This window comes from Corynebacterium lubricantis DSM 45231, from assembly GCF_000379425.1.
Taxonomy (GTDB): Bacteria; Actinomycetota; Actinomycetes; order Mycobacteriales; family Mycobacteriaceae; genus Corynebacterium; species Corynebacterium lubricantis.
In genome coordinates, this window is record NZ_KB902187.1 from 41,496 (window position 1) to 64,895 (window position 23,400).

Annotated in this window: 20 protein-coding genes, 3 tRNA genes and 2 pseudogenes; 9 read left to right on the forward strand and 16 right to left on the reverse strand. The window is 58.2% G+C overall.

The annotated features are described in order from the left end of the window. Positions 1-23: 23 nt before the first annotated feature. The 8 genes and pseudogenes from A37O_RS0104360 to A37O_RS0104395 form a co-directional block, all read right to left on the reverse strand. Positions 24-2,273, reverse strand: a complete 2,250-nt coding sequence (locus tag A37O_RS0104360; RefSeq protein ID WP_018296278.1) for a 3-hydroxyacyl-CoA dehydrogenase/enoyl-CoA hydratase family protein — start codon at positions 2,271-2,273, stop codon at positions 24-26. A gap of 2 nt (positions 2,274-2,275) precedes the next feature. After that, entirely contained in the window at positions 2,276-3,448 is a 1,173-nt protein-coding gene (locus A37O_RS0104365; RefSeq protein ID WP_018296279.1) for an acetyl-CoA C-acyltransferase, read from the reverse strand. Between the two features lie 227 nt (positions 3,449-3,675). Beyond that, positions 3,676-5,064, reverse strand: coding sequence for a trigger factor (gene tig / locus A37O_RS0104370; RefSeq protein ID WP_018296280.1), 1,389 nt, complete (start codon positions 5,062-5,064; stop codon positions 3,676-3,678). An 82-nt stretch (positions 5,065-5,146) separates the two neighbouring features. Beyond that, positions 5,147-5,220 (reverse strand) — tRNA-Pro (locus A37O_RS0104375). Between the two features lie 201 nt (positions 5,221-5,421). Then, positions 5,422-5,495, reverse strand: a tRNA-Pro gene (locus A37O_RS0104380). A 112-nt stretch (positions 5,496-5,607) separates the two neighbouring features. Then, positions 5,608-6,396: a quinate/shikimate dehydrogenase (NAD+) gene (locus A37O_RS0104385; protein ID WP_018296281.1), complete on the reverse strand. Its 789-nt coding sequence runs from the start codon at positions 6,394-6,396 to the stop codon at positions 5,608-5,610. A 72-nt stretch (positions 6,397-6,468) separates the two neighbouring features. Further along, positions 6,469-6,808 (reverse strand): annotated as a pseudogene (locus A37O_RS14635) (type II 3-dehydroquinate dehydratase); the annotation flags it as partial. 187 nt (positions 6,809-6,995) lie between these two features. After that, a tRNA-Gly gene (locus tag A37O_RS0104395) sits at positions 6,996-7,070 on the reverse strand. A 164-nt stretch (positions 7,071-7,234) separates the two neighbouring features. On the opposite strand from A37O_RS0104395, the gene A37O_RS0104400 reads away from it, so the two are divergent. Continuing rightward, positions 7,235-8,017: a hypothetical protein gene (locus A37O_RS0104400; RefSeq protein ID WP_018296283.1), complete on the forward strand. Its 783-nt coding sequence runs from the start codon at positions 7,235-7,237 to the stop codon at positions 8,015-8,017. 96 nt (positions 8,018-8,113) lie between these two features. After that, positions 8,114-8,938 (forward strand): annotated as a pseudogene (locus A37O_RS15645) (aldo/keto reductase). 54 nt (positions 8,939-8,992) lie between these two features. On the opposite strand, the gene A37O_RS0104410 reads toward A37O_RS15645, so the two are convergent. Next, a complete protein-coding gene (locus A37O_RS0104410; RefSeq protein ID WP_018296286.1) occupies positions 8,993-9,466 on the reverse strand; it encodes a ribose-5-phosphate isomerase in 474 nt (157 codons plus the stop codon). A gap of 61 nt (positions 9,467-9,527) precedes the next feature. Further along, entirely contained in the window at positions 9,528-10,142 is a 615-nt protein-coding gene (locus A37O_RS0104415; RefSeq protein WP_018296287.1) for a mycothiol-dependent nitroreductase Rv2466c family protein, read from the reverse strand. Positions 10,143-10,302: 160 nt separating this feature from the next. Here A37O_RS0104415 and pepN point away from each other — a divergent pair, with 160 nt between their 5' ends. From pepN to A37O_RS0104435, 4 genes are all read left to right on the forward strand, one after another. Then, a complete protein-coding gene (pepN, locus tag A37O_RS0104420) occupies positions 10,303-12,708 on the forward strand; it encodes an aminopeptidase N (protein ID WP_018296288.1) in 2,406 nt (801 codons plus the stop codon). 80 nt (positions 12,709-12,788) lie between these two features. Then, positions 12,789-13,199 carry a hypothetical protein gene (locus tag A37O_RS0104425; protein ID WP_018296289.1) on the forward strand — a complete coding sequence of 137 codons (411 nt, stop codon included), beginning with the start codon at positions 12,789-12,791 and terminating at the stop codon, positions 13,197-13,199. Beyond that, positions 13,162-14,613, forward strand: a complete 1,452-nt coding sequence (locus A37O_RS0104430) for a sensor histidine kinase (protein WP_245533789.1) — start codon at positions 13,162-13,164, stop codon at positions 14,611-14,613. Before A37O_RS0104425 ends, A37O_RS0104430 begins: the two co-directional genes overlap by 38 nt. Beyond that, a complete protein-coding gene (locus A37O_RS0104435; protein WP_018296291.1) occupies positions 14,610-15,263 on the forward strand; it encodes a response regulator transcription factor in 654 nt (217 codons plus the stop codon). The genes A37O_RS0104430 and A37O_RS0104435 overlap by 4 nt, the downstream gene beginning before the upstream one ends. Here A37O_RS0104435 and A37O_RS0104440 read toward each other — a convergent pair. Both A37O_RS0104440 and A37O_RS0104445 read right to left on the reverse strand, forming a co-directional pair. Beyond that, positions 15,260-15,967, reverse strand: coding sequence for a GntR family transcriptional regulator (locus tag A37O_RS0104440; protein WP_018296292.1), 708 nt, complete (start codon positions 15,965-15,967; stop codon positions 15,260-15,262). The genes A37O_RS0104435 and A37O_RS0104440 overlap by 4 nt on opposite strands. A gap of 126 nt (positions 15,968-16,093) precedes the next feature. Then, positions 16,094-17,230 (reverse strand): cystathionine gamma-synthase, encoded by a 1,137-nt coding sequence (locus A37O_RS0104445; protein WP_018296293.1) that lies wholly within the window; start codon positions 17,228-17,230, stop codon positions 16,094-16,096. Positions 17,231-17,371: 141 nt separating this feature from the next. On the opposite strand from A37O_RS0104445, the gene A37O_RS0104450 reads away from it, so the two are divergent. The 3 genes from A37O_RS0104450 to chrA are packed head-to-tail and all read left to right on the forward strand — an operon-like array spanning position 17,372 to position 19,912. Then, positions 17,372-18,358: a mechanosensitive ion channel family protein gene (locus A37O_RS0104450; protein WP_018296294.1), complete on the forward strand. Its 987-nt coding sequence runs from the start codon at positions 17,372-17,374 to the stop codon at positions 18,356-18,358. A gap of 17 nt (positions 18,359-18,375) precedes the next feature. Next, positions 18,376-18,750, forward strand: a complete 375-nt coding sequence (locus tag A37O_RS0104455) for a globin (protein WP_018296295.1) — start codon at positions 18,376-18,378, stop codon at positions 18,748-18,750. 7 nt (positions 18,751-18,757) lie between these two features. After that, positions 18,758-19,912, forward strand: a complete 1,155-nt coding sequence (gene chrA, locus A37O_RS0104460; RefSeq protein ID WP_018296296.1) for a chromate efflux transporter — start codon at positions 18,758-18,760, stop codon at positions 19,910-19,912. Between the two features lie 7 nt (positions 19,913-19,919). Here the strand turns inward: chrA and A37O_RS0104465 are convergent, their stop codons facing one another. From A37O_RS0104465 to A37O_RS14645, 4 genes are read right to left on the reverse strand one after another with little or no spacing between them, the layout of a single operon-like run. Further along, a complete protein-coding gene (locus A37O_RS0104465; RefSeq protein WP_018296297.1) occupies positions 19,920-20,540 on the reverse strand; it encodes a DUF8185 domain-containing protein in 621 nt (206 codons plus the stop codon). Continuing rightward, positions 20,537-20,977: an acyl-CoA thioesterase gene (locus A37O_RS0104470; RefSeq protein WP_018296298.1), complete on the reverse strand. Its 441-nt coding sequence runs from the start codon at positions 20,975-20,977 to the stop codon at positions 20,537-20,539. Before A37O_RS0104470 ends, A37O_RS0104465 begins: the two co-directional genes overlap by 4 nt. Positions 20,978-20,987: 10 nt before the next feature. Next, the gene (gene ettA, locus A37O_RS0104475) at positions 20,988-22,658 is read right to left on the reverse strand and encodes an energy-dependent translational throttle protein EttA (protein WP_018296299.1); all 1,671 of its coding nucleotides are present in this window, start codon (positions 22,656-22,658) and stop codon (positions 20,988-20,990) included. A gap of 56 nt (positions 22,659-22,714) precedes the next feature. Next, positions 22,715-23,368, reverse strand: a complete 654-nt coding sequence (locus tag A37O_RS14645; protein ID WP_018296300.1) for a single-stranded DNA-binding protein — start codon at positions 23,366-23,368, stop codon at positions 22,715-22,717. Positions 23,369-23,400 lie beyond the last annotated feature (32 nt).

Sequence of the window (23,400 nt, forward strand, 5' to 3'; positions counted from 1 at the left end):
TGCGGGCGCTTCCCGAAGCGCGTTTAGTTGCGCAGCGGCTGGCGCGGGTTCTTATACATCTGCACCACGCGGTCGATGTTCTCCTGATACTCGAGAAGCGGAACGGTGTTGCGGGTTTCGCGCTTGCCCATCTCGAAGGAGTCGATGGTCTCGCCGTCACCGTCCTGCGCGGTGTAGGTCGCGCCGATGGCCTGGGAGATCCGCAGGTCAGTGGCAGTGCCCTCGGTGTACTCCAACTTTGGTGCCTCGGCTGGGTACAACGGCAGCTCGCGGGTGCCCGGTTCGGTGTACCCGTCTGCGAGATCGCGAGCAAGCTCGAGCGCATCGGCGACGACGTGCTGTGCCGATAGCACGATGCGGTCAGAGTCCTCTCTCAGGAAACCCTGCTCTGCAACCGCGTGAACCGGGAGCTGCTTCGACGCCATGATGAAGCTGAACGCTGCGAGATGCGGGTTCTCCACACCGTTGTCGATCAGCCGCTCCAGCGAGCGGACAGTACCGCCCCAGCCAGGGATGATACCCACGTTGGGCTCGGGGAAGCCCAACCGAGTTTCCGCGTGAATCACGGTAGCGTCGCAATGCATCACGGTTTCCAGTCCACCGCCAAGAGCGACGCCTCGTACGGCACCCACCACCGGGAATGGTGCGCGGCGCAGCTGCTCCAGGGCCTCAGCACCCTGGCGGAGTACCTGCCGGATCCCTGTTTCGTCGCGGGACTTCGCCAGTTCGGAGAGGAGTTTCAGGTCGGCGCCGGCGGAGAACGCACGAGCCTCGTCGTTGGCGATGACGAGCGCGCGGATATCCTCGCGACGTGCCGTCTGCTCCATCGCGTCCAGGACCGAGCGATGCAGCGAGTTCATCGGGGTGCGCATGGCAAAGATGGCGACATCGTCGTCAAGCTTGAATACCTGTGCACCTTCGGTCTCGACGATGACCTCGGCGCCGTCGGTGAGTTGCGCTACCGTGACCACACCTTCGCGCTCCGGGAGGTCGATGACGGTGCCTGACGACGAGAGCACCTTGCCGGCCTCCGGGTAGAAGCCGCCGGCGGTGGCGGCTGCCTCGAGCAGCTCGGGTGCGTCGTCGACGTAGGCCTCGAGTAACCAGTCGATGCCGATGGAATCTGCCAGTGCGAAGGGGCCCTGCTTCCAGCCGTAGCCGAGAGCCATGGCCTCATCGATTTGGGAGACCGAGTCGGTAATTTCTGGGGCCGTGTCGCAGCAGTAGCGCAGCGTGGTCAAAAAGACCTCGCGGGCGTAGCGGCCAGCTGGGGTATCTGTGCCCATCAGCGCCTTAGCATCGCGCTCGCGCAGGGCGGCGTCATCGAGAGCAACGCGGGCCCGGTAGTCGCCTGCCTGCGGGTCGTAGACCTCGAGGCCCTTGTTGCGGTAGAAACCGGCACCCTCTGGGTTGGTGCGACCGGTCAGTCCCTTGTCCAGTAGTTGCGTGACTACATCGGCCTTAGTGATGTCGTAGGAGTGGTACGCATCGGTCTCCGGCAGGGCCTTGAGCAGGGAGCCCCAGATCGGAGGAACGAGCTGCAGACCAACGTAGTCAAACAGGCCGAAGATGCCAGTGCGGGGAACACCAAATGGCTTCCCAAATGCGGTATCTGCGAGTTCGGGTGCGATATCGTCGCGAAGCGCGACGGCAGCTCCCACTGCCATCCAGAAGTTGCCGATGCGGTTGGCGATAAAGCCCGGGGTATCGCGGCAATCGATGACGACCTTGCCCAGCTGCTGCTCGCAGATGCGCGTCAGGGTGGTGGCGGTGTCCTCGGAGGTCTCGGTTCCGCGCACGAGCTCGACCAGTGGCATCACGCGTGGAGGGTTGAAGAAGTGGATGATAGCGAAGTCGGGCAACATGTCCTGATCCATGCCCTCGGAAAGCACGGACAAAGGAATGGTCGACGTATTCGAGCTCACCGGAGTGCCAGGTGCGCGATGCGCTGCGATCTTGGCGAACGTGTCGTGTTTGACGTTGATGTCCTCGAAGACTGCCTCGACGATCCACTCGGCCTCGGCGAGGCGGTCGAGGTGATCTTCGATATTGCCGGGGCGCACGTTCTCTGCGAAGCGCTTCGACATAAATCCGCGGGCCTTGAGCTGCTTCTCAATGCCGGCCTTCGCGCGCGCGTCGCGGTCGTCTCCATCTGCTGGAACGTCGAAGAGGTCGACCTGCACACCCGAGTTGGCCAGGTGGGCGGCAATGCCTGCGCCCATGGAGCCTGCTCCGATGACGGCTGCGCGTGAGATGAATTTCCGGTTCTCCATGTTTAAACCTCCACGATCAAAGCGATACCCTGGCCGCCACCGATACACATGGTGACCAGGCCGTAGCGCAGGTTGTCTGCCTTCAGGCGGTGGATCACTTTCACTGTCAGGATCGCGCCAGTGGCACCGATGGGGTGACCTAAGGAGATCGCGCCGCCGTCGACGTTGGTCTTTTCCGGATCCAAACCAAGACCGTCCTGGACTGCGAGTGCCTGAGCGGCAAAGGCTTCGTTGGATTCAATCAGATCAATGTCGTCGAGCTTGAGGCCTGCCTTGGCCAGTGCGCGCGGCACGGCCTCGATGGGGCCGCAGCCCATGTACTTGGGATCCACACCAGCGAAGCCCCAGGACACGATGCGTGCCATGGGCTCGAGGCCGTGGGAATCCACCGCGGTCTGGGACGCCACAACGACTGCTGCTGCCGCGTCGTTCATACCGGAGGCATTACCTGCGGTGACGGAGCCACCCTCTTGGAAAGCTGCTGGCAGCTTAGCCAACGACTCCATGCTCGAAGCGCGTGGGTGCTCGTCGGTATCGAAAACGACATCGCCCTTGCGACCCTTCACGGTCACAGGCACGATCTGATCCTTGAAGCGGCCCGCCTCGATGGCAGCTGCCGCGCGAGTCTGGGAGAGCAGAGCGAATTCGTCCTGGCGTTCGCGGCTGAGGCCGTACTTTTCAGCCACATGCTCCGCGGTAATGCCCATGTGGCCGTGGCCCATCGGATCGGAGAGCGCGCCGGTGAGCCAGTCATCCAACTTGCCAGGGCCCATCTTCTGGCCCTTGCGCATACCACGCACGGAGTAGATTGCCTTGGACATGATTTCGGTACCACCTGCAATGGCGAGCTCGGAATCGCCCGTCATGATGTTCTGTGCAGAGGTGACAATGGCCTGCACACCGGAGCCACAAAGACGGTTCACGCCGACTGCGTGGGAGGACTGCGGCAAACCTGCATCGAGGCCAACTACGCGGGAGGTGTAGAGGTCGCGCGGCTCCGAGATGACAATGTTGGCGAAGTTGGAGCTATCCACCGCCGCTGGATCTACTCCGGCGCGCGACATTGCTTCTTTGGCCACGATGGTGCCAAGAGAAATTGGGGTCTCGTTCGACAGGGTGCCCATAAAGGTTCCAATGGCGGTGCGCGCCCCGTTCACGATGTAGATGTCTTGCATGTGCATTCCTTTGCAGCTAGTGGTTATTCACGCCTACGAATTGTGATTCGTATCGCGCAGTTCCCACGAGTGTAACCCCCGTCACCACTCAATGCAAGCAACTAAAATGTGTTTGTCGGAAAAAGCAATAATGCCTCTGGAAAATGGCATAGAAAAGGCCGTTCCCGCCGATTAAAGCGGGAACGGCCCTCAAACTTCAGAGGCTTAAAGCCCCGAGAAAAGGAGGATTACTCCTTGTCTGCGCCACCTTCAGTAGCCTCTGGTGCCTCAGCCTCAGTTGCCTCAGCGTCTTCCTCGGTCTCGCCGAAGTAGATGTCAGGATCGATGGAGTTGCCCTCATCGTCCTTGACGGTGGTGCGAGAGATCGCGGCGGCCAGAGCCTTGCCACGGCGCACGTCAGCGAACAGGTTCGCGATCTGGCCGGACTGCTGCAGCTGGCCGACGAACTGGTTGGGATCCATGCCGTAGGACTGCGCGGTGAACAGGATGTGGTCGGTGAGCTCCTGCTGGGAAACCTCTGGCTCCTCTTCCTCTGCGACAGCATCGAGGAACAGCTGGGTGCGCACGGACTCTTCAGCCTGCTCGCGGGACTGCTTGTCAAACTCTTCGCGGGTGGTGCCCTGTGCCTCAAGCATCTGAGCAAGCGCGTTCTCGTCGTGAGCCATCTGGCCCAGCAGCTGGTGGAGCTGGTTGTGAACCTGCTCGTCCACGATGGACTCAGGAAGAGCGAACTCGGACTGAGCCAGAGCTGCCTTCAGAACCTCGTCGCGGATATCGGAAGCCTGCTGTGCCTTCTTGGAGTCTTCCAGCTGGCTCTTGGTGGACTCACGCAGCTCCTCGACGGTGTCGAACTCAGAAGCCATCTGCGCGAACTCGTCGTCAAGCTCAGGAAGCTTGCGCTCCTTGGTCTGCTGAACGTGCACCTTGATGGTGGCTTCCTTGCCCTGGTGCTCACCGGTCTGCATCTCAGCGGTGAACTCGCTGTCCTCGTCGGTCTTCATACCGCGCAGCGCGGTGTCCAGGCCCTTGATCAGGTCGTCGGAGCCGACCTCGTAGGACAAGCCCTCGGTGGTTGCCTCTTCAACGGTCTCACCGTCGACTGTTGCTTCCAGGTCGATGATGGCGAAGTCGCCGGTCTTCATCTTGCGCTTGGTGTCCTTGAGCTCACCGAAGCGCTCGCGCAGGGAGGTCAGCTCTTCGTCGATAGCCTCATCGTCGATCTTGATGGCTGGGACCTCAACCTCGATGGTGGAGAAGTCTGGCACGGTGATCTCTGGGCGAACGTCAACCTCAGCGGTGAACTCGACGAACTCGTTGTCCTCGATCTGGGTGACCTCGATGTTTGGCTGGCCAATGACCTTCAGGTCATTCTCCACGCATGCTGCCTCGTAGCGAGTTGGCAGCATGTCGTTGACCACCTGCTCCAGGATTGGGCCGCGGCCGAAGCGCGCGTCAATCAGCTGACGTGGCGCCTTGCCCTTGCGGAAGCCTGGAATGGTGACCTGCTGAGCGACAGATGCGTAAGCCTGATCAATTTCCGAACCGAGTTCCTCGAATGGAACGTTGACGGTCAGCTTCGCACGGGTATCGCTGAGCTTCTCGACGGAAGTCTTCACGAGTAACTCTCCTGGATATGTTCGATGGATAAACGAATGTCTCGGATGACCACTTCCCGATCAGGAAATAGCCGTCCCGATGTCGGGGCGACAGGATTTGAACCTGCGACCCCCTGCTCCCAAAGCAGGTGCGCTACCAAACTGCGCCACGCCCCGTAAATTTCTTGAGTCTTTTAGAACCCGTTGAAACGTACTTGCCTGATTCTACAGAAGCCAAAAGACACCGCGCTCACTTGGGGTCCCTGTAGCACACACGGTCGCTTGGAGTCTTCCACTTTACGACGATTGCCCCCGCCCGCTTTGTGCGGACAACAAAAAAGGAACTCTCCGTTGCCGGAAAGTTCCTTTTCAATACTGTCGGGGCGACAGGATTTGAACCTGCGACCCCCTGCTCCCAAAGCAGGTGCGCTACCAAACTGCGCCACGCCCCGTATTTTTTTGTTCGTACCTGCGGTACTTGAAGTACTTTACCCACAACCTGACAGGAAAAGGAAATCGCCAGCTCAGAGGGTAAAAATAATCATCGCAGATACGAAAATTTAGCTACTGCGCCAGGAATGTTTCGCGCATGCGCTCCACGCTCGGCTCGAGCCCGGTGAAAAGCCTAAACGCGTCCACGGCCTGATGGATCGCCATGCGAGTGCCGTCCAAAACTTCGCAGCCGCGTGCACGTGCTGCCTGCAGCAGCTCCGTCTCAATTGGCATGTACACAACGTCGCCCACCCAGTGATCAGACGTCAGGCAGCTGACATCGAATGCCGTACCGGGGTGGGCAACCATGCCCATCGGAGTCGCATTGACCACGCCGTCGGCTTCCGCGATGGCTTGCTCGACTCCAGCCGAGGACACCCCGACGACTGCCTCGCGTCCGACGGCGTTATTGATCACGGTGGCCAATGCCTGCGCCCGAGTCGGGTCGAGGTCAGCAATCTTCAGCGTCTGCACACCGTTGGTCACCAGGGAATACGCCACGGCGTTGCCCACACCGCCGGCTCCGACTTGGACCACGGTGTCCATTTTCGCGTTCGGCAACCCTTCTGCCAATCCACGGGCGAAACCAGTCACATCGGTGTTGTGTCCGGTCGTGTGACCGTCAGCATCAATCACGACAGTATTTACCGCTCCCAACTGTCGGGCCTGTTCGGACACCTCGTCGAGAAGAGGAAGCACCGCCTGTTTGAAAGGGTGTGTGATGTTAAGGCCATTGAAACCGGCGGCGATGGCTGCGTCGAGAAGCGTCTTTAGCTCTCGCCCTTGTGCGCGCGGTGTCAGTGTGTCAATGCGGCGGTATACCGTCGCCCGTCCCTGCGCGAGGCCTTCCGCCTCGTGCATGGCGGGAGTCCGTGACAGATCGAGTCCCTCACCGATGAGTCCAAGAAGAATGCTGTGCAATGGTGTGTCTTTCTAATTTTCGTGATGTGCGAGGATGTCTACCGCATAGCGGTATCCTGCGGTCCCTGCGCCGGCAATCACGGCGATCGCGGCGTGGGAGAGATATGAGTGGTGGCGGAACGCTTCGCGAGCGTGCGGATTGCTGATATGTACCTCTACAGTAGGCAGCTCGGAGGCTTTGACGGCATCGAGTAGCGCCACCGAAGTGTGCGTCAACCCTCCCGGGTTAATCACACAGCCCAGGTGAGTGCCCCGCGCACGATGCAACACATCGATGAGATCGCCTTCGTGGTTGCTCTGCCTCAACATCCGCCAGCGTTTCATGTCCGTAGATGTGTGGTTCACGGGTACCGCTTGATGGCGTCGATGCCTCCGGGAAACGATCTCAATGTGCGTACCTAGGCTACCTGGAATCCACTGCCATCACCCGAGGTTAAGGCGCTGATCCAGCAATTTATCGAGCCGATGACTGGGGGTAAGCAATCGTCGTTAAGCGAAATGCGAAAACCGCCGGCCTACGAGGAGAACCGGCGAAAAATTGGAGGGAATGACGGGAATCGAACCCGCGTCTTCAGCTTGGAAGGCTGAGGTATTAGCCACTATACGACATTCCCATGTCGTGATATCACGCACTCAAAGACATTAGTGCATACCTTCCCGATTCACCAAAATGCGTGCTGGATCGCCCGAGCTGCCACGAGTGGGAACCATTTCGCACTCCGCACCGTTAGAGTGGAAGATAAGAAATTTATGTACCCCACAGTACAAGGAATGTGACATGCTGGATATCCTCGTCTTGCTCGCGATCGCGGGCGGCGCCGTTTGGTTCTTCAACTCTAGGAAAGATAAGAAGCAGCAGCAAGAACTCGAACAGGTGAAGTTCGACGATGCCATCGCAGACGCACGTCGCTGGGTTGATCGTCTCGGAAATCAGGTTCTCACCATTTCGGGCGAAGACGCGGCCTCCACTCAGGCTATGGCTGATGCCTCGGAGCGCTATAACTCCGCAGCTTCCGCTCTTTCCTCGGCAACGACCGTCAAGCAAGCTCAGCTCGCTCGCGAGTCGGCACTTGAGGGCATGCATTACGTCAACGCAGCTCGCGAGATCATGGGCATGACCCCGGGACCTGAATTGCCAGAGCTGGAGGGCCAGCGTCGCGCCGGTAAGGTCACCGAGCGCCGCACGATCCAGCAGGAAGACGGCACCACGTTGACTGCATCGCCGGTAGCTACGGATGAAACACCGAATTACTACCCTGGTGGCAATGTTGCAGGTCGTCCGGTCCCTGCTGGCTGGTACTCCGCAGCCTGGTGGGCACCGGCAATGATGACCGGCATGTGGACCGCCAGCTCCATGATGATGTTCTCGGCCATGTTCGCTGGCATGGCTGGCACTCCTTCCGCTGAAGAATTCGCAGCAGGTGATATGGGAGGCGACATGGGCGGAGAAATGGGTGATGCCGGTGGCGAAATGGGCGGAGACATGGGAGGTGACTTCGGCGGCGGTGACTTCGGTGGAGACATGGGCGGCGGCTTCGACTTCGGTGGCTTTGATTTCTAGAAGCCTTTCCTAGTCCTAGCAATAGGCCGGTGCGGAGAGATCCGCACCGGCCTTATGCGTATCCAAATTTGACCCGGCGGAGTAAAATGACATCCTATGGTTCCTCGCATCGAACTCAACGACGGTCATTCGATTCCCCAGCTCGGTTTTGGCACTTTTGTCGTCGACCCGAACGATACTGAACGGGTCGTCTCCGATGCCCTCGAAGTGGGCTACCGCCACATCGACACTGCCGCGGCCTACGGCAACGAAGAAGGCGTCGGCAAAGCCATCGCAAAATCTGGAATCCCGCGCGAGGACATCTTCGTCACCACAAAATTGTGGAACGATCGCCACGAGGACGCCGAAGTAGCCCTCGCAGAATCCTTGGAGCGCCTCGGCCTTGATTATGTGGACCTCTACCTCATTCACTGGCCAGTGCCCTCCCGCGACAAGTACGTTCAAGCGTGGAAGACAATGGTCGAACAACGCGATAAGGGTCTGACCAAGTCCATTGGTGTCTGCAACTTCCTTCCCAAGCACTTGGACAAACTCGAAATGGCATCGGATGTGACTCCAGTGGTCAATCAGATCGAGCTCCACCCCTGGTTGCAGCAGTGGAAAGACGTCGATGCCGCGAAAATGCACAGCATCGCCGTCGAGGCGTAGGCGCCACTGGCGAAGTTCCAATTCGATCCCGAGGACTACCCAGAGATCACCGATCCCGCCGAGGCCCACGGAGTCACCCCGGCGCAGGTCATTTTGCGGTGGCACATCCAAAATGGAACCATCATTTTTCCGAAGACCACACACAGGGAACGGATGGAAGAAAACTTTGACATCTTCGGATTCGAACTCACCCGCGCGGAAATGGAAGGCATCATCGGCCTCGACGAGGGCGAGTTTGGTCGCCTAGGGTCGCATCCCAACGAGAAGGAATAGAAAATGGGCTGGTCCTGCTTGTGCAGGTCCAGCCCAAATGTCTTGATGCAGTTCTTATGCTCCAGGTACTTCTGGAGCGACACCGGTTTCTTCATACTTGGACAAGATGTCAATGCGGCGCAGGTGGCGCTCCGCTACTGACCAGGACTCATCCAAGAAAGCGTCAACGATTGCGAAGGTTTCTTCCTTGGTGTGCATCCGCCCGCCGATGGCGATGAGCTGTGCATTGTTGTGCTCACGGGCAAGACCTGCTGTCTCCACAGACCAAGCGAGGGCGCAACGCGCTCCCTTGACCTTGTTGGCTGCGATTTGCTCGCCGTTGCCGGATCCACCCAGCACGATGCCGAGCGAGCCCTCGTCGTTAACTGTCTTTTGTGCTGCATCAATGCAAAATGCTGGGTAATCGTCGTCAGCGTCGTAGACGAACGCTCCGCAATCAATTACCTCATGGCCGTTGGCTTTCAGGTGCTCGGCGATTTCGTTCTTCCGTTCGAACCCTGCATGATCTGCTCCAAGATATACGCGCATGTTAAGCGAGTTTACTTCACCTCGTTAAGCATGCGCGCACAAGTAGCGGTGTTTTTACAACCTAGTTCTGTGGCATCTCGAAGCGGTTGCGCTTTGCCTCGAAGAAGTATGAGTAGCCAGCCAGGGTGGCGTATGCGTCGAAGAGCTCGCCGGATTCTTCGCCCTCTGGGAAGCGGGTGATCACTGGGCCGAAGAATGCGTTGTCGCGCACCTTGACCACTGGAGTACCTGCGTCGCCGCCGACAGCGTCCTGACCCTGCTGGTGGTAAGCACGCAGGTCCTCGTCCATTTCCTCGGTGTTAGCAACATCTGCGTAAGAAGCGTCGAGGCCAACCTCAGCCAGAGCCTTCTTGATTACTTCGTCGTAGCCGCCGAAGTCGCTCTTGCCACCCTCACCCTGGGTGTGCACGAGGGTACCCATGGCGGTGTAGAGCTCGCCGACCTTCTCAGGCTGTTCGTTCTTGACCTTCGCGAAGACGCGGGCTGGGCCCCAGTTTGCCTTCATCTTGTTGGCGTAATCTTCTGGAATGTCTGCGCCCTCGTTGAGAATCGACAGAGACATTGGGGTCCACTCGACCTCAATGTCGCGGACGGTTTCAACTTCCTTGATCCAACGCGACGTCTTCCACGCGAACGGGCAGGATACGTCGAACCAGAAAGTTACTTGCTCAGCCATGGGTATTGTCCTCCAGACAATTTTCTCTAAGTTTGCTCTATCCAGCACTGTCCACGACAGTGGGACTGCTCTGTCTAGCAATCGCTTTTATCTTACAGCCTCCTAAACATTCGCCAGGGGGTTAATATTCCTGAGAGCGTTCATGGCTACAGTGGAATCCATGAACACAAAATCTTTAACCCGCGATCATGCTGCCCTGCGTGCACGCGTGATCAGCAACGTGCACTACGGCATCCACCTGGATATCCATGATGCTGAGAACTTTGTCTCCCGCACCACGGTCACCTTCGAAGCCGGCTCCGCGGAAGAGGTCTCCATCGACCTCGCCGCCGACGCATTCACCGCTTCGCTTAACGACGAAGCCCTGGAATCACTCGTGTTCACCCCCGTCCAGGGCGCCAACACCTTGGTCATCGAAGCCACCATCCCCTACTCGCACACCGGCGAGGGCTTGCACCGTTTCGTCGACCAAGCGGACCAAAAAGAGTACCTGTACTCCCAGTTCGAGCCAGCCGATGCGCACCGAGTCTTTGCCTGCTTCGATCAGCCCGATATCAAGGCGACCTATTCCATCAGCGTCGATGCTCCCGAGAAGTACACCGTTGTCTTAAATGAGCCAACTACCGTGGACGGCACCACGCACTCCTGTGAGATTGACTACCCGCTGTCTTCCTACCTGATTGCGTTCATCGCCGGCGAGTACGCTTCCGTACACGACACTTATTCGGACGAGCACAAGGACATCCCGCTCGGCCTCTACGCTCGCGCATCAATTATCGAACACATGGATTCCGAGCGACTCTTCCGCGAAACCAAGGAAGGCTTCGGCTACTACCACGAGAACTTCGGCACCCCGTACCCCTTTACCAAGTACGACCAGATCTTCTGCCCCGAGTTCAACATGGGTGCCATGGAGCACGTCGGCGCAGTCACGATCCGCGACGAATATGTGTTTACTTCAGAGACCACCCCGTACATGTACGAGCGTCGCAACGAAACGATTCTCCATGAGATGGCACACATGTGGTTCGGCGATCTGGTGACCATGAATTGGTGGGATGACCTGTGGCTCAACGAATCCTTTGCCACCTGGTCCGCGGCCATCACTCAGGCCGAAGCCACGGAGTACTCCAATGCATGGGTCACCTTCGCCAATGTAGAAAAGGCTTGGGCCTACGAGCAGGACCAACTGCCGTCGACCCACCCGATCTCCACCGACGCGCCTGATGTTGAGACTGCGGAGCAGAACTTCGACGGCATCACCTACGCCAAGGGTGCCTCCGTGCTCAAGCAGCTTCAGGCCTACGTCGGCCGGGATGCATTCTTCGCCGGCGTGCGCGAGCATTTCAAGAATCACGCCTTCGGAAACGCTACCTTTGCGGATCTGCTCGGCGCGCTGGAGAATTCCTCGGGCCGCGACCTGTCTACCTGGGCCGATCAGTGGCTGAAAACCACGGGCATCTCACACCTCACCCCGGAAATCTCCGATTCGAGCTTCACCGTGGTGCAGGATTCCGACGTGCAGCGCACCCACCGTATCGGCGTGGGCCTGTACTCGCTTAAAGGTGACGAAGTTGTACGCACCCATTACACCGAAGTGGACGTCGAAGGCGAGCGCACCGAGATCCCTGAGTTCGCCGGCGTTGAGCACGACCTGGCTCTGGTTAACGACAACGATCTGACCTATTGCCTCATGGGAATCAGTGCGAAACAGCGTGACTTTCTGCTCAACAACCTGGGCAACATCACCGACCCAATGCCGCGCACCCTGGCATGGTCCGCCCTGTGGCAGGACACCCGAGATGGAAATCTCCCTGCCATCGAGTTCGTCCGCTTGGTCTCCCGCTTCATCGGCTCCGAAGACCAGCCTTCCGTCCTCGAGCGCCTTGCCGGCCAGGCCACACTTGCCGCGAAGAATTACGTCTCGCGCAAGCACCGCGACAAGGCCTTCGCCATGCTCAATAAGGCGTTCCGCGGCACCGAGCCCGCAGTCATCTTCGACCGAGCTCTCGCACGCCTTCCGCTTGACGACGATTCGGCTGCACATCTTTCACAACTGCTAGAAACCTCCGATAACCAGGAAGTTCGCTGGCTGGCACTCACCGCACTCATTGCCCGCGGCGACCGCGAGCTCACCGCGATCGAGCAGGAAAAGGACCCGTCCTCCACTGGAGCGATGTCGAAGCTGCGAACGCAGGCGGTCGTCGATAAGCCATGGGCCTACGAGCAGATCATCTCGGGGGAGCGCAGCAACGTGGAGACGCGCTATCTGATGGACGGTCTGACCTTTAACAGAGAGGGTCTCAGCCAATTCACGGATGTCTACTTCGAGAAGGCAAAGACGCTTTGGGATTCGTTGTCCTCGGAGATGGCGCAGCGCACCCTGGTGGGCATTTACCCGAAGTGGGACATCAGCTTGAAGGGGTTGGGCAAGGCGGATGATCTTCTGGCAAAGGAACTGCCGAATGGTCTGCGCCGCATTATTTCGGAGGAGCAGGACAAGGTAGCACGGAGCCTGCGCAACAGAAGCGTCGACGAAAACCACGAGATGAAGAGATCTTCATAATCGTTTCACGTCGGTCTCATGTCGGTGGGTGACAATTATCGGTATTATTCACCCACCTACAGAAAACAAGGGGCGCCACCATGAACTCGTTGCGACAATCTGCACCGATTCTTTTCGTTTTGGCGTTGCTATTGGCGGTTGTCGCAGGTGGCACCGCTCTTGCTAACAACAATCGAGTCCCTCAGGTCAGCGAGGAATCCGCACATGTGACGTTGGAGACTTCCAGCTCTGCGCCCCAGACCTCCGCGTCCTCTACGACTTCCGTGACGGAAACAGTGCCGGAGCCAGTACCAGAAACTGCGCCAGAGCCAGTCCCTGAACCTGCGCCGGAACCCACACCCGAGCCTGCGCCCGCGCCTGAGCCTCAGCAGCACTACATTCCTCCTGCTCCTGCCCCAGTCTATTCCCAGCCTTATGATGACGATTGGGATGACTGGGACGACGACTGGGACGATGACGATTGGGATGATGACGGGGATGATGACGACTAAAGCCCCCAATCGCAGATCCTCCCTGCGTTTTCGCGTTGTCACCTGGACCACCCTTGTCGTTTTTCTAACGCTCTGCGTCGTGGTCATCCTGACGCGAGCATTCTCCATCGGCCAAGTCATCGACAATGCCAATCGGGCGGTAGAACAAGAAGCTGAAGAATTTAATCGGTTCGCTTCCGAAGGGCTCGACCCCGCTACGGGCGCGCCTTTTGCGTCCTCACAGGCGCTGATTGAAACGTATTTGTCCCGACAAATTCCCACCGACGACGAAGTGCTGCTGGGTTTTGTTGGCGGGCAGATGCTGCAATTGGATTACTCCAGTTTGTCCGGCAATCGGCCCGAGCCAATCGCACACGACGACCCCTTGGTGCACGAGATTCTGCACAGTGCTGCGGCAACAGGAGTTTCCGACAATACGCATTGGGCGCGGGTGAGCATCAATGACTCGGACTACTTCACCATCTTGTTCGACACCTCTAATTCCCGCGACCAGGTCACCACCAGAACACTGTGGATTTCGCTCATTTCTACCGGCGGCCTATTGGCTTCCATCGTGCTGGCATGGATGATGTCCGGCCAAATTACGGCACCGTTGAAGCGACTGCAGCAGGTAGCATCGTCGATAAGCAATTCGGACCTGACCAAACGCGTGCCGGTGGAATCGAACGACGAGATCGGCCAACTCGCCACCACTTTTAATGCGATGCTCGACCGCATCGAAACCGCGTACCGCGACCAACGGAAATTCGTCGACGATGCTGGCCACGAACTGCGCACCCCGATTACCGTCGTGCGCGGGCAACTCGAACTGCTACCCCATTCCAGCGAGGAAGACAAACAGAAGTCGATTGAATTGTGCATGGCCGAGCTTGACCGGATGGCGCGCATGGTCAACGATATGCTCACGTTGACCGTGGCTGATTCCGACGATTTTGTGCGAACGGCACCCGTCGACCTCGGCGAACTGACCATCGCCATCGACGATAAAGCCACCACCCTCAACCCCCGCGCACAGCTAGTCGAAGTAGCTGAAGGCGAAGCCTTCCTCGATGCTGAGCGCATTACCCAGGCCGTTTTGGAGCTTGTAAGCAATGCGCTGCGATATTCGACAGGCCCGGTCGAATTGGGCAGCACGCTTATCACAGATAACGACGAGCGACTCGTGCGATTCTGGGTGCGCGACCACGGAGCGGGTATCCCAGAGGAAGAACGCGCGCCCATCTTCGAACGATTCTCTCGCAGTGATCACCACCAGGCGCGTGCTGGCGGAGCTGGTCTCGGCCTGTCGATTGTTCACGCTATCGGACAGGCCCATGGCGGTCGCGCCTATGTTGATTCGACTGTGGGACTCGGATCCGTCTTCGGTATCGAAGTCCCGCTTTCACGACCTGAAACTTTCAAGGAGACATCATGAGCACGATCCTCATTGCCGAAGACGACCGCGGTATCGCTGACTTCATGAAGCGAGGTCTGATCGCGGCTGGTTACTCGTGCGAAGTTGTGGAGTCGGGTCCAGCAGCGTTTGTCATGGCACGCTCCGGGGATTTCGACTTGATGATCCTTGATCTCGGTCTCCCCCACATGGACGGCGCGGACGTGTTGACGCAGCTGCGCGCATTGCGGGTGACGGTGCCGGTCATCGTATTGACGGCGCGCACCTCCCTCGACGACCGACTGCGCGCCCTCGAAGGCGGTGCTGACGATTACATGCCGAAGCCTTTTCAGTTCGCGGAGCTTCTTGCTCGCGTCCGACTACGTTTATCGGAAAGACAAACGGTGTCGGCGGAACTTACCCGCGATGACATGATCCTCGATCTGAAAACTCAGCGAGTCAAAATCAACGACAAATGGAAGGACCTCTCCCGGCGCGAGCTCAGCTTATTAGAAACTTTCATGCGTAATCCAGGCCAGATTCTCTCGCGGGCGCAATTGTTGTCGCGTGTGTGGGGCATGGAATTCGATCCCGGCTCCAACGTGGTCGACGTTTATATCCGCAGTTTGCGCAAAAAGATTGGCGCCGAGCGCATCGAAACTATTCGCGGGTCGGGCTACCGGTTGCTCTAGTTGGTGGTGACGACCTTGACCTGCATCGCGTCTGGGCGGATCGCGAGGTAGGAAAATGACACCACCTCGTCGCCCACGAAGGATTTCCGCATCAAGCGAAGAAGTTGAGCACCACCAGAGACTTCGAGTACTTCGCGTTCGTATTCCGTGGCCGCGCCTGGCGTGATCACGTCTTCGCGCCGATCGATCTTCTTGCCTAGCAGCACCGAGAGCGCATCGATGGAGGAAAGATCGAAGTGATCGACAATCGAGTCATATTCCTGCGACACGAACAGGGCCTCCACCATCGCGGGTACCTCCGAGATGAGACGAAGCACCTCCACCTGGAACACTTCGTCGCCGGGTTCAATATTGAGCGCCTCTGCCACCGTGTGCGAGGCGGCAACGAACGCGCGGCTTAAAACCCGGTGCGACTGTGCAATGCCCATCGCTTCGAGCTGGCGGTTAATCCCCTCTAAGCGAGTTAATTCCAGCATCGGAGGCACCGTGCGGACAAAAGTTCCGCCGGTGCGGCCACGGCGACGGTCGATGAGGCCTTCCATTTGCAACAGGTCGAGGGCGTGGCGAATTGTCATGCGCGCCACTTCGAATTCTGCAACGAGTTCGCGTTCCGCAGGCAGACGATCGCCGGGTTCATACTCCCGTGTCTCAATCCGTCTGCGCAGCACTTCTGCGATGGCCACATAGGCAGATTTGCGAGCCATGGTTCCCTTCCGACAATCAGCGAGGCGGCCTGCCCCGCCAATCAAGACGTGACGCGACGTGACTCACAATAATTAGTTTCTAGACATTATTGCAGATCGCCAGCGGGCTGTGCCTACATTTGGACCCTACAATTGGGCCAATGCCTGCTCGATATCGGCAATAAGATCGTCAATATCTTCAATTCCCACCGAGATACGGACCAATTCCGGCGGAACCGCCAACTCTGAGCCTTCCACCGACACGTGCGTCATCGTCGCTGGGTGTTCCAAGAGAGATTCCACGCCACCGAGGGATTCGGCCAGACAGATCAATTTGGTCGACTTACAGAACTTCTTCGCCTGTTCTTCCGTTTGGAACACCACGGACACCATCGCACCAAAGCGCTTCATCTGCTTCTTCGCCACCTCGTGGTGCGGGTGCGATTCCAGCCCTGGGTAGCACACGCGCGCCACTTCATCGCGGCCGTCGAGGAACTCCGCAACCTTTTCAGCATTATCGCAATGACGTTCCATGCGCACGCTTAAGGTCTTGATGCCACGCGCCGTGAGGTACGTATCGAACGGAGAAGGGATCGCTCCGACCCAACCGAAGAAGAAGCGCAGTTCTTCTTCCAGATCTGCATCGTTTGCGCACACCAGACCGCCGATGACATCGGAGTGCCCGCCGAGGTACTTCGTGGAGGAATGCACCACCACGTCGGCGCCAAGCTCGAGTGGCTTCTGCAGGTAGGGGGAGGCAAAAGTGTTGTCGACGACGAGAGCCGCGTTACCCTTGACCGCGGCCACTGCCGCAATATCGACGACATCTAGTGCCGGGTTCGTCGGAGATTCCACCCACAGCACCTTCGTGTTTTCCTGGATGGCCTGCTTCACGTCCTCAGGCTTAGTGGTATCGACGACCGTATGGGTGATCTGCCACTTGTTGAAAATCTGGGCGATCAAACGGTAGGTACCACCGTAGGCATCGTTGCCGATGACAATGTGGTCGCCTGGCTTCAACAACACACGCAAGATGGTGTCAATTGCGGCCATGCCAGAGGCATACGCCACCGCATACTGCGAGCCTTCAAGAGCCGCGACGGTCTTTTCCAGAGCGGTAATGGTGGGATTACCGACGCGTGTGTACTCGTAACCATTGCGCAGTTCGGCGAGCCCGTCCTGGGCGAAGGTCGTCGAGGCGTAAATGGGAACGTTGATGGAGCCGTACAGGCTATCTGGCTCGTAGCCGGCGTGGATGGAGTCAGTGGAAAAACCGGAAGTCATAGCGACCCTTTCTAAATAGAGATCACGAATATAATAGACCAAGCTGTTCATTGCTCGTTGAATTATATGCAGGACTACACTGCGGGGTGAAAAGAGTGCTTTACGACGAAGCTCCCGCCCCATAATCCACAGAGAAGGAGAATGACAATACTCACTCAGGCAACTGCTCCCACCACTGCTCCCACATCAGTCAATGACGCGGTCGACAGTGTGTCGACCTGGTGGGATGACCCTACTACCCGCGAATGGCTGCTGGAGCGTCCCACGAAAATCATTGCGATCCTTGTGATTGCTTTGCTCGTGCATTGGATTGCCCGCAGGATTATTAACCGTGCGGCGCGACACAACATCGAGAATCAAGGCAACGCCTTCCCGATGATGCGTCGCCGCGGGGAAGAACAGGCCACCGCGGTGCAGAAAGCCCAAGAGGAACGTCGGAAACAGCGAGTATTGACCTTGGCCAACGTGGGTCGGTCCGCAGCGGCGATTGTGATCTGGACGTGGGCAGTCCTTGCTGTTTTGGACCAACTAGGAATTAACGTCGGCCCACTTATCGCCTCTGCGGGTGTTGTTGGCGTGGCCATTGGTTTTGGTGCCCAGTCCTTGGTGAAGGACTTCCTTTCTGGCATTTTCATGCTGCTCGAAGACCAATACGGAGTCGGAGACACGATCGAGGTCAACGGCATCTCGGGAGAGGTCGAAGAAGTCACTCTGAGAATCACCACAGTCCGCGATGTCGACGGCACGCTGTGGTACGTCCGCAATGGTGAGATCCTCCAGGTGGGTAACTTCTCTGATCGTTACTCCGTAGCCCGCGTGCAGGTACCTGTCGCACTTGTTGCCGATCCTGATCTTGCTGCAGAAACCATTGAGAAATCCGCCAAGGCGGCGGTGAAGGATTCCGAATTCGCCGCCGATGTCTTAGAAGAGCCCGTGCTCAATGGTGTCACCGAGTTTGCCATCGACCATATGAGTTTCCGGGTCACGGTGAAGACCCTGCCGGGCAAGCAGTGGGGTGTGCAGCGTCACCTCAACCGGCGCATCATCGATGACCTCCAAGAAGCCGGTATCCCGCTGCCCTACCCGCAAGGGAAGTTACAACTCGGAGCGCACGAAGAGAAGGCATAGCCCGTAATGTAAGGGCTATGTCCACTAGTTTCTACGATGCCGTTGGTGGGGATGAATTCTTCACCAAGTTAGTCAAAGGCTTTTACGACCAAGTTAAAGAAGACGACCTCGTCGGTCCGATGTATCCCCAAGACGATTGGGATGGCGCAGAGGACCGGCTGAAGTGGTTCCTAGCGCAGTATTGGGGCGGACCAACCACCTTTAATGAAAAGCGTGGCGCCCCGATGCTGCGCCGTCGTCATTTCCCCTACGAGATTGACGCGGAAGCCGCACGCCGGTGGCTTGCCATGATGGAGAAGTCCCTCGACAACATGGAAGTATCCGAAGAGCACCGCGAGGCCCTGTGGAATCACATGGTGCGCGTTGCCGGCATGATGATTAATAAGGAGTAGCTTCGCCGTGAGCGCGCTGGGTGATGTTGCAAAAAGTTTCGGATACCTCGGGTTGACCTCCTTTGGTGGACCCACCGCACACCTCGGATACTTTCGTACCGAATTCGTTGAAAAGAAAAAGTGGCTCGACGACCGCACCTACGCGGATGTTGTAGCTCTCGCCCAATTTCTTCCCGGCCCCGCATCATCACAGGTGGGCATGGCCCTGGGCTACCACCGCGCCAGCTGGCCCGGGATGTTATTGTCCTGGTTCCTGTTTACGTTTCCTTCTGCGCTCGTCCTCGCATTATTTGGCCTGTTCTTAGGCACCAATTCCGATATCGCAGACTCCGGCTGGATCGCGGGATTGCTCGCCGCGGCCGTCGGCGTTGTGTTCCACGCCGTATCGGGTATGGCGAAGAACCTGGCCAACACGGCACTGACGGCCACCATTGCCGTCGTCGCCGCATTGGCGGTACTGACCATCGATGGCCCGTGGATCATGATGCTGGTCATCCTGGTAGCAGGTGTGATTGGCTTTATCGCCTTCCGCAATAACGAGGAGGAGCGCGACCACACTCCTAATTTCCGCCCGGTCTCCCAGACTGTGGCGATCATTAGCCTCGTTGTGTTTTTCGTGTTGCTTTTTGCGCTCCGCCCCCTCGGGTTCGACCGCGCCGCTGCCTATTACGAGTCAGGCGCGCTCGTCTTTGGTGGCGGTCACGTGGTGCTGCCGCTGCTGGAATCGCATTTCGTGGGCAACGGGTGGCTCACTCAGGCGGAGTTCCTTGCAGGTTATTCCGTCGCCCAGGCTGTTCCCGGCCCACTATTTACCTTTGCCAGCTATCTCGGTGCCGTCGACGGCGGTGTCTGGGGCGCCATCTTAGGCACAGTGATGATCTTCCTGCCTTCATTTTTGCTCATGATTGCCGGACTGCACTTCTGGAACCGCTTCGATTTTCTGCGTCCGGCGTTTAAAGGCGCCAACGCGGCCGTTGTTGGCTTACTCCTTGCGGCTCTGGTGACGCCAGTTTTCGCGCATGGTGTGATGGATGCAGGTGGCGTCATGAACTTCGCCAAGTTGGGGATTGCTGCCGTCGCCTGGCTCGGGCTCGCGCAATGGAAACTGCCGCCATGGGCAGTCATGGCGGCAGCGGCTCTTGCAGGCTGGGTGTTGTTGTAGCCCAGGGCTAGACAAAGAGCCCAAGTCGGGTGGAACGGTAGACGCTGCCATAGGGCGCGTCGAGCCGCGTCCAACGCCCGACAGTGGAGACCCGCAGGTGACGCGGTATATCCATCGAAGCGGAAAAACCAGGGATCAGGCCGAGTGAGGTGCAGGCAAAGATCATTCGCATCGGGATCTCTACGTCCCCATCGATCGTGATCACCGTCTGATCAAGCAGCGACTTGGGAGGTCCGAGTGGGCCAGAAAACTGACGCGCGAGTTCTTGTCCCTGATCCGCAAGCTCCCGGACAACAGTCACCGGCAACGTTTCGCGTTCCTGAAACCCAGTCTTCGGCGGCAATGCACCAGCCCAGTTCGGGTCCCTGGCAGCTCCAACCTCGGCGGTGTTGTTATTCAACGCCTCGAGCAAATCCGAGGCTGCCACGACCGCTCCGTCACGCGAACAAGTACCTTGGACACGACGAGAAGCGATCACCTCGAAAGGTGTGGTCACGAAAACGTCCACGTAATCGTCGTTAAGCTGCGAAAAGCGTGCCGACGACGATGCGTCCAAGCCCACTGTTCTCCCGATAAGAGAACGTAACCCCGGCGCGCCGGCGGTGATCGTCAGCGACTCGGTGATCACTTGTCGGTTCCGGTTTCCTCGTCATCGGAATCTGGAACCATGGTGAGGATGCCGATTTCCTTCTGTGTGAGGGAACGCGGACGCTGAACGGACATGTCGATGGCGACCTGTACGGTTTCCACGACACAAGCGACGCGACCCTGGCGGTCCTTGATTTCCTGGCGCGTGGTGAACGACGTATTGCCGATTTCCACGACCTGGGTTTCCACCACGGCTTCCGTTGTATCCGGGAGCATCGGACGCAGGTAGTCAGAAGCGATGTGGCGGACGAAGACCGCGAACTCGTGTCCGCGACGCTCAAAATGCTCGTTCGCGAACTCGTAGCGGGCTTCTTGGGCGATCTCGACGAAACGGGCATTCATGATGTGCCCGTATCGGTCGAAGTCACCCCACCTCAGCGTGACCGAGTGGGAATGGATGTGATTCTGGTCCGTCATAGTACCGATATTAACGCGTTAGCTTTCGGTGAGTGACTCGAGATGGCTTAGCTGCCTCTTCGCCGAGGCGCTCCACCTTGTTCTTCTCGTAATCACCGAAGTTGCCCTCGAACCAGTACCACTGGCCTTCCTCAACGTTGCCCTCCCAGGCAAGGATGTGAGTACAGGTGCGGTCCAGGAACCAACGGTCGTGCGAAATAACCACGGCACAGCCAGGGAACTTCTGCAGCGCGTTTTCCAGGGAACCGAGGGTTTCCACGTCCAAGTCGTTTGTCGGCTCATCGAGCAGAATCAAGTTTCCGCCCTGCTTCAAGGTCAGCGCCAGGTTCAAGCGGTTGCGCTCACCACCGGAGAGCACACCGGACTTCTTCTGCTGATCCGCGCCCTTGAAACCGAAGGCCGAGACGTATGCGCGCGATGGCATTTCGTTCTGGCCAACGATGATGTAGTCCAGGCCATCGGAGACCGTCTCCCAGACGTTCTTCTCCGGGTCAAGGTTCTCTCGTCCCTGGTCAACGTAGGACAGCTTGACGGTGTCCCCGATTTCCACGGTGCCGGCGTCCGGCTGTTCCAGACCCACAATGGTTTTGAACAGGGTGGACTTACCCACACCGTTGGGGCCAATCACACCGACGATGCCGTTGCGTGGCAGCGTGAAGGAGAGATCCTTGATCAAGACACGGCCATCGAAGCCCTTGTCCAGGTGCTCAACTTCAACGACCTTGTTACCCAGGCGTGGAGGAGTTGGAATCTGGATTTCTTCAAAGTCCAGCTTCTTGTACTTCTCCGCCTCGGAGGCCATCTCTTCGTAGCGCTCCAGACGAGCCTTGTTCTTCGCCTGGCGTGCCTTTGGCGACGAGCGGACCCAGGCCAGTTCGTCCTTCAGTCGCTTCTGCAGCTTCTGATCCTTCTGGCCTGCAACTTCGAGACGCTCTGCCTTCTTCTCCAGGTAGGTGGAGTAGTTGCCCTCGTAAGGGTAGAGCTTGCCGCGGTCAACTTCACAGATCCATTCCGCGACGTTGTCCAGGAAGTAACGGTCGTGGGTAATAGCCAGAACGGCACCAGGATACGACTGAAGGTGCTTCTCCAACCAGAGCACAGACTCGGCGTCCAGGTGGTTGGTAGGCTCGTCGAGCAGCAGCAGGTCTGGCTCAGCCAGCAGGAGCTTTGCCAGTGCTACGCGACGACGCTCGCCACCAGACAGGTGGGTAACTGGTTCATCGGCAGGTGGGCAACGCAGGGCATCCATGGCCTGCTCAATCTTCGAGTCGACCTCCCATGCGTCAGCTGCGTCAAGCTCTTCTTGCAGCTTGCCCATTTCTTCCATGAGCTCGTCGGTGTAATTGGTCGCCATTTCTTCGGCGATCTCTTCGAAGCGCTGCTTCTTCTCCATGATGTCGCCGAGACCTTCCTCGACGTTTTCACGGACAGTCTTCTCCTCGTTGAGAGGTGGCTCCTGGAGCAGGATGCCTACCGTGGCACCTGGGTCCAGGAATGCCTCACCGTTGTTTGGCTGATCAATTCCCGCCATGATCTTCAACAGCGACGATTTACCCGCGCCGTTAGGGCCCACGACACCAATTTTGGCGCCTGGGTAGAAGGACATGGTGACGTCATCCAAAATGACCTTGTCACCGATGGCCCGACGAACATTCTTCATCGTGTAGATGAATTCGGCCACGAAAACCCCTTTGTGTAAGAGTGCGATTATCTACACCAAAGGGTACATCACAACCTTTAGAACGGTGCCTCGCTATGGACTTGATCCGTGGCATAGTCCCCCACGTGTTCGCTACCGGCACGCGCCGAGGCCGCATAGGCATCTGCCTCGGTGTCTGTGATGGACGGCTGCGCCAAGTCGTCTGCGCTACGCACCTGAATATCGTCCATCCCAGTCGGGGTGTGTGCACTGTTGGTGGTTTTTGCGCTGGCGAGTTGGTACCTGCTCATCTCAAAGCTGATCTGGTCGGCGCGCAACTTGATGCGACTACGTGTTGCTTCCCCGCCCTCAGCGCGATCGTCTTTGACCTTCCAGGAATCAGTCACAAGGTAACCGGTGGCCACCACGGGCATGCCCTTCTTCAAGGATGCTCCCGTGTTGGTGGCCAGTTCGCCCCAGCATTCTGCGTCAATGAACAAGTTGTCCACGTCAGTCCACTGATATTCCTCGGTGAAACGAGGAGTTGGCGCGTCCGCCCCCAGCTCCCCGTAGCTGCTCGTCCCGGCCGAGCTTTGCTGCTGGTTATTCTGCGGGACTGGTTTGGTCACCTTGACTCGTGCGCGACGACTGGAGGCGATACGGAGCCGGCACAAGGTGGTGCCGGTATCGAACTTGGTGAACTCTGGGTCAGCGGTGAGGTTTCCGGAAATGGTGACGGGAATTTGTGCCATGGTGGTCTCCTTGAAATGTCGTGATTGGTGGT

Bases quoted from the DNA above. Each gene is read 5' to 3' on its own strand.
- A37O_RS0104360 (WP_018296278.1), bottom strand. From the start codon at position 2,273: ATGGAGAACCGGAAATTCATCTCACGCGCAGCCGTCATCGGAGCAGGC.
- A37O_RS0104365 (WP_018296279.1), bottom strand. From the start codon at position 3,448: ATGCAAGACATCTACATCGTGAACGGGGCGCGCACCGCCATTGGAACC.
- A37O_RS0104385 (WP_018296281.1), bottom strand. From the start codon at position 6,396: ATGCACGAGGCGGAAGGCCTCGCGCAGGGACGGGCGACGGTATACCGC.
- A37O_RS0104400 (WP_018296283.1), top strand. From the start codon at position 7,235: ATGCTGGATATCCTCGTCTTGCTCGCGATCGCGGGCGGCGCCGTTTGG.
- A37O_RS0104410 (WP_018296286.1), bottom strand. From the start codon at position 9,466: ATGCGCGTATATCTTGGAGCAGATCATGCAGGGTTCGAACGGAAGAAC.
- A37O_RS0104415 (WP_018296287.1), bottom strand. From the start codon at position 10,142: ATGGCTGAGCAAGTAACTTTCTGGTTCGACGTATCCTGCCCGTTCGCG.
- pepN (WP_018296288.1), top strand. From the start codon at position 10,303: ATGAACACAAAATCTTTAACCCGCGATCATGCTGCCCTGCGTGCACGC.
- A37O_RS0104425 (WP_018296289.1), top strand. From the start codon at position 12,789: ATGAACTCGTTGCGACAATCTGCACCGATTCTTTTCGTTTTGGCGTTG.
- A37O_RS0104430 (WP_245533789.1), top strand. From the start codon at position 13,162: ATGACGATTGGGATGATGACGGGGATGATGACGACTAAAGCCCCCAAT.
- A37O_RS0104435 (WP_018296291.1), top strand. From the start codon at position 14,610: ATGAGCACGATCCTCATTGCCGAAGACGACCGCGGTATCGCTGACTTC.
- A37O_RS0104440 (WP_018296292.1), bottom strand. From the start codon at position 15,967: ATGGCTCGCAAATCTGCCTATGTGGCCATCGCAGAAGTGCTGCGCAGA.
- A37O_RS0104445 (WP_018296293.1), bottom strand. From the start codon at position 17,230: ATGACTTCCGGTTTTTCCACTGACTCCATCCACGCCGGCTACGAGCCA.
- A37O_RS0104450 (WP_018296294.1), top strand. From the start codon at position 17,372: ATGACAATACTCACTCAGGCAACTGCTCCCACCACTGCTCCCACATCA.
- A37O_RS0104455 (WP_018296295.1), top strand. From the start codon at position 18,376: ATGTCCACTAGTTTCTACGATGCCGTTGGTGGGGATGAATTCTTCACC.
- A37O_RS0104470 (WP_018296298.1), bottom strand. From the start codon at position 20,977: ATGACGGACCAGAATCACATCCATTCCCACTCGGTCACGCTGAGGTGG.
- A37O_RS14645 (WP_018296300.1), bottom strand. From the start codon at position 23,368: ATGGCACAAATTCCCGTCACCATTTCCGGAAACCTCACCGCTGACCCA.